At 74.7% G+C, this 4,737-nt stretch carries 6 protein-coding genes; 2 read left to right on the forward strand and 4 right to left on the reverse strand.

Annotation, left to right across the window (positions count from 1 at the left end):
• Window positions 1-100: 100 nt before the first annotated feature.
• Complete coding sequence (locus tag SZN_RS35425; RefSeq protein ID WP_007504975.1) at window positions 101-748, forward strand: TlpA family protein disulfide reductase; 648 nt, start codon at window positions 101-103, stop codon at window positions 746-748.
• 535 nt (window positions 749-1,283) lie between these two features.
• On the opposite strand, the gene SZN_RS35430 is transcribed toward SZN_RS35425, so the two are convergent.
• From SZN_RS35430 to SZN_RS35445, 4 genes are read right to left on the reverse strand one after another with little or no spacing between them, the layout of a single operon-like run.
• The gene (locus tag SZN_RS35430; protein ID WP_244313482.1) at window positions 1,284-2,150 is read right to left on the reverse strand and encodes an ABC transporter permease; all 867 of its coding nucleotides are present in this window, start codon (window positions 2,148-2,150) and stop codon (window positions 1,284-1,286) included.
• The gene (locus SZN_RS35435) at window positions 2,147-3,004 is read right to left on the reverse strand and encodes an ABC transporter ATP-binding protein (RefSeq protein ID WP_078509084.1); all 858 of its coding nucleotides are present in this window, start codon (window positions 3,002-3,004) and stop codon (window positions 2,147-2,149) included. The genes SZN_RS35430 and SZN_RS35435 overlap by 4 nt, the downstream gene beginning before the upstream one ends.
• 50 nt (window positions 3,005-3,054) lie before the next feature.
• Window positions 3,055-3,405: a transcriptional regulator gene (locus SZN_RS35440; RefSeq protein WP_007504978.1), complete on the reverse strand. Its 351-nt coding sequence runs from the start codon at window positions 3,403-3,405 to the stop codon at window positions 3,055-3,057.
• Window positions 3,402-3,908, reverse strand: coding sequence for a hypothetical protein (locus SZN_RS35445; protein WP_007504979.1), 507 nt, complete (start codon window positions 3,906-3,908; stop codon window positions 3,402-3,404). Before SZN_RS35445 ends, SZN_RS35440 begins: the two co-directional genes overlap by 4 nt.
• Window positions 3,909-4,027: 119 nt before the next feature.
• Between SZN_RS35445 and SZN_RS35450 the strand changes: the two genes are divergently transcribed.
• Entirely contained in the window at window positions 4,028-4,702 is a 675-nt protein-coding gene (locus SZN_RS35450) for a GOLPH3/VPS74 family protein (protein ID WP_007504981.1), read from the forward strand.
• Window positions 4,703-4,737 lie beyond the last annotated feature (35 nt).

A 4,737-nucleotide genomic window follows, 5' to 3' on the forward strand; every position in this document is an offset into this window, starting at 1 on the left:
ACCGCTGCGGCGCGGTCCTCGCGCCGGGCCCCCGCGCACGGCCGCGGCGCCCCGCCCCGCCCCGCTCCCGACGCGGAGCCGGCTACAGAAAGAGTCACCCGTGACCACCACCACGCCCACGACCGACCGTCCGGACCGGGCACCGACCCCGCGTGGGCGCAGAATCCGCTGGATCAGCCTGGCCGTCGTGGCGCTCACCATCGTCACCGGCGCGGTGTTCGGCAGTCGGCTGGGCAAGGACCCCAACCTGGTCGACAGCCCGATGATCGGCAAGCCCGTGCCGGCCGCGACGCTTCCCTTCCTGGAGGGCAAGGGATCGCTCTCCCTCGCCTCCCTGCGCGGCAAGGTCGTGGTCGTGAACTTCTGGGCGTCCTGGTGCGTCCCGTGCCGCACGGAGCACCCGGCGCTCGTCTCGACGGCGCGGGACTACGCGAAGTCGGGCGTCGTCTTCGTCGGCGTCAACTACCAGGACCGGCGCGGATCGGCCGTCGCCTTCCTCGACGAGCTCGGGCGCGGCGAGGCCGCGTCGTACCGGTACGTCACCGACCCCGGCTCGAAACTGGCGCTCGGCCTCGGGGTCTTCGGCGTACCCGAGACCTACTTCCTCGACCGGACCGGCAAGATCGTCGGGAAGATCACCGGGCCCTCGGACCGCCCCGTGCTCGCCGCCGCGCTCGACGCCATCCTCGCCGGCCGCACACCGGAGTCCAGCACCGACCGCCCGGTCCAGCCCGCGCCGAGCAAGTAGCGTCGGGGGCGCGGGGGTGGGGTGAGGGTGGCCGAGGTGACCGGGCGGCAGTCGCGCGGCGGGCTCGCCGCCCGCAGGCTGTCGCACAGCGGGCCTGCCGCAACGCCGCTCGGCCGCCGCCCAGCCCAGGGTCGGGCAAGGCCGCTTGGCCGCCCCCGGCCACCGGGGCGCCGGTGCCGTGACCGGGAGGGTTCACCGGCTCGCGACGCCCGGCACGTCCCCCGAGCCTGCGACCAGGGGGGACCCCAGGCCGCGTTGCCACGTCACCCGGGTACGTCCGGTACGCGGGTGACGCTCCGCCTTGCGAGGCACCGCACCGGACGCCGCGAGCCTCCGGCGAACCTTCCCGGCCACAGCACTGGCCCACCGTCCGCCGCCCGGGCCCAGAGGAGGCGTCCGGGCCCAGAGGCGTCCCGGCCCCGTGACCCTGGGTGCGACCGGCCCCGAGAACTGCTCTCGGGGCCCGGGTCCGACACGCCCCGTCTCAGGGCGGCTTGCCCTCTCCCGTCGCGCGTCCCCCTGCCGCACCGTGCGTCTACGCCGGTGCCGCGCCGTTCTGGGCGGCCTTGTGCTGCCTCGCGCTCAGCCGGGAGCCCGACTCGCGGCGGGCGGCGCGGCGCAGCAGAGGCACCGCGAGGAGGAACCCGAGGACCGCCCAGACGGACAGGACCAGGGCGACCATGGGCAACTCCCAGGCGCCCGCGGCCTCCGCGGCCCGCGCCGAGTCCGGGAGCAGCGCCGAACGCAGGCCCTGCGCGATCCACTTGAGCGGGAAGAGCGCCGCCACCCGCTGGACCGGTTCGGGCAGCGAGGTGATCGGGAAGACCGCGCCGGATATGAACAGCAGCCCCATCGTCGGCAGCATGATCAGTGCCAGCGCCTCGCGCGGGTTGGGCAGCACGGCACCGATGGCCGCGCCGAGCGGGACGACGGAGAGCAGTCCGAGCGTGGTGACCCACAGCAGGGTCAGCCAGTCGACCGGATCGCGTGGCAGCGGCCCGTCCACCACCAGTGCCGCGGACGCCAGAAGCAGCGCGATGTTCCCCGCCGCCACCACGACCACCAGCAGGCACTTGGCGACGAGGTAGGCGGGTATCCCACCGGGCGTGGCCCGCAGCCGCAGCAGCGCGCCCTCCTCGCGTTCCGTGACGAGGATCTGCGGCAGGTTGACCAGCCCGATCTGGAACAGCAGATAGGCGGCGAATCCCGACAGCACCAGATCGGCCATCGGGGTGCGCGTGCCCGGCACGTCCTCGCTGATGTAGGCCGCGACACCGAGCGCGATCACCACGTTGAACAGATGACCCGCCGTCTCCTTGCCGTTGCGCGCGAAGTGCCGCAGCTCGATCGCGCCGCGCCGGAGCCCGGCCCGCCAGGCGTGGGTCATGGCAGTCGCCCTCATACGGCCGTGGCCTCCTCGGGCACGGCACTTTCGGCGCCGTCGGCTTCCCGGCGCACCATGTGCAGGTAGGTGTCCTCCAGGGTCGGGCGCCGGACCTCCAGGCCGGGGATCGGGCCCTCCGCCTGCCGGTGGAGTTCCCAGACCAGCCGCGAGGGGTCCGCGGTGCGCTCGTGGCGGGCGGTGCCGTCGTCGGCCGTCCAGCGGACCTCGGCACGGGCCGCGGCCCGCCGCGCCAGTTCCGCGGGCGTGCCGCAGGCCCGGATCCGGCCGCCGACCAGCATGGCGATCCGGTCGGCGAGCCGCTCCGCCTCGGCCAGGTCGTGGGTGGTCAGCAGGACGGTGACGCCCTCCTCCCCGGCGAGCCGCTCGACCAGGGTGTGGAAGTCGTACCGGGCCTGCGGGTCGAAGCCGGTGGTCGGCTCGTCCAGGAAGAGCAGTTCGGGGCGGCCGACGATGCCGAGCGCGACGTCGAGGCGGCGGCGCTGCCCGCCGGAGAGACGCTCCACCTGCTGACCGGCCTGCTCGGCCAGCCCGACCAGGCTCAGCAGGGCCGCCGGGTCGCGCGGGTCCGGGTAGTACGAGGCGAAGTGCGTCAGCAACTCGCCCACCTGCCAGCGGCGGTGGTCGCGCCAGGACTGCAGGACCAGCCCGATCCGGGCCCGCCAGGCGTCGTCACCGTGCTCCGGGTCGGCGCCCAGGACCTGCACCTCCCCGGCCGAGCGGCGCCGGAAGCCCTCCAGGATCTCGACGGTGGTGGTCTTGCCGGCGCCATTGGGCCCGAGCAGCGCGAAGACCTCGCCCCGCCGGATGTCGAGGTCGATGCCGTGCAGGACGTCGACACCGCCGTAGGACATCGTCACGGCACGGGCCCGCACGACGTCCCCCGCGTCCGGGCTCCGCGGCGTCACCGTCCCGCTCCCGAGGGGTGGCGCCGCTCCGAGGCCGGGCCGCCCGCCGGGGGGACCGCGCCCTCGACGATCGCCCGGAGCGCCGCGACATGCCCGTCGAAGGCGGTACGGCCGCGGTCCGTCAGACGCACCCGGGTGCGCCGCTTGCGGTCGCCGCCCTCCTTGTGGAGCTCCAGGTATCCGGCCCCCTCCAGGGTGTGCAGCTGCTTGGAGAGCGCGGAGTCGCTGAGCGAGAGGCTGTCGCGGACGAACGCGAAGTCCGCCCATTCCGTCGCGGCGAGCAGCGCCACCACCGACAGCCGGGTGGCGGGATGGATCAGCTCGTCGAAGCCCGCGGGCGTGCTCACCGGCCCGCCTCCGCCCCGGCCGCGGCGGCGCCCCGGCTGCGCGCGGACTCGGCCGCCCAGCGGCCCGCGGGTCCCATGAAGAGCAGGAAGGCCGCGGCCGAGGCGGTGGCCTGGATGACACCCGCCGACAAGGGGTCCAGGGATTCGGCCAGTCTCGCGGACCCCAGGGACGTGCCACCGGTCAGCACCGCGCCCGCGGCGAACGTGCCGAACATGCGCGGAGTGCAGCGGGTGTGGTGCAGACGCATCCGGCTGCGGCGGTGGTGGCGCACGGCGAGCGCGCCCAGCACCGCGAAGTACGCGATGACGGCCAGTCCGACGCCCCACCAGGGCAGCTCCAGGCCGAGCCCGGTGAGGAACAGCCACATGAGCACGGCCGTGGCCCAGATGGTGCCCCGGTCGCCCGCGGCGGACCGCTCCACCTCGTCGTAGACCCGCTCCTGCGGTACCCGGATGCGCTGGAGATCCTTCCACGCCTGCTCGGCGTCCACCGTCGTGCTCACAGCCCCCGCCCCCTCCGTCCCCGTTTCACTTTCCCAGAAGGAAAGTTACTCTCTGCTTTCCTGATGGGCAAGTGGTCATGGGCCGGTGATGCGCACCGGCCGGAACGGAGAGAACGCACATGGACAAGGACCTCCTCCTCGTCGAGGACCTGACCCTGCTGATGTTCGACGACGCGTCAGGGGCGATCGCCGGGGCCGGCACGCTCTACTACACCCTCGGCGGCGCGGTGCTGGTCGAGCTCGCCCGGACCGGCCGCGTGGAGATCGACGAACGGGACAGGGGGCTGAACGGGCCGCGCGTGCGCGCGGTCGCGGGCGAGCCCCTGTCCGACCCCCTGCTCCGGGCCGCCCACGCGAAGGTCGCCGCACGGCCGCGGGGCGTGCAGACGCTGCTCGTCGAGATCGGCACCGGACTGCGCGAGACGGTGCTCGACCGGCTCGTCGAGCGGGGCCTCGTGCGCCGCGAGCGCAGGACGACGCTCGGCGTGTTCCGTACGACAGCCTGGCGGGCCGCCGACACCGGGCACAAAGAGTCCCTGGTGGCAGAGGTCCGCGCGGCCCTGGTGGACGGCGTGGAGCCGGACACCCGTACGGCGGCACTGATCGGCCTGCTCTCCGCGAGCGGCACCCTGCCGAGCCTGCACCGCGCCATCCCCTGGTCGGGGGCCGTCTACACGCGTGCGAAGCGGCTGGAGCAGGCGAGTTGGGGCGCCGAGGCGGTGAACGCCGCGGTGACGCGGACCCTGCTGGCGGTCAGCGTGGGAGCCGCCGCCGCGGCCGCGGCGACCGACTGAGCGGCGTCCGCAGACGGCGGCGGCCGACGGCGACG

This window comes from Streptomyces zinciresistens K42, assembly GCF_000225525.1.
GTDB classification, from domain to species: Bacteria; Actinomycetota; Actinomycetes; order Streptomycetales; family Streptomycetaceae; genus Streptomyces; species Streptomyces zinciresistens.

Excerpts from the sequence above, each read along its gene's own strand:
- SZN_RS35430 (WP_244313482.1), bottom strand. The coding sequence starts at position 2,150 with ATGAGGGCGACTGCCATGACCCACGCCTGGCGGGCCGGGCTCCGGCGC.
- SZN_RS35435 (WP_078509084.1), bottom strand. The coding sequence starts at position 3,004 with ATGTCCTACGGCGGTGTCGACGTCCTGCACGGCATCGACCTCGACATC.
- SZN_RS35450 (WP_007504981.1), top strand. The coding sequence starts at position 4,028 with ATGGACAAGGACCTCCTCCTCGTCGAGGACCTGACCCTGCTGATGTTC.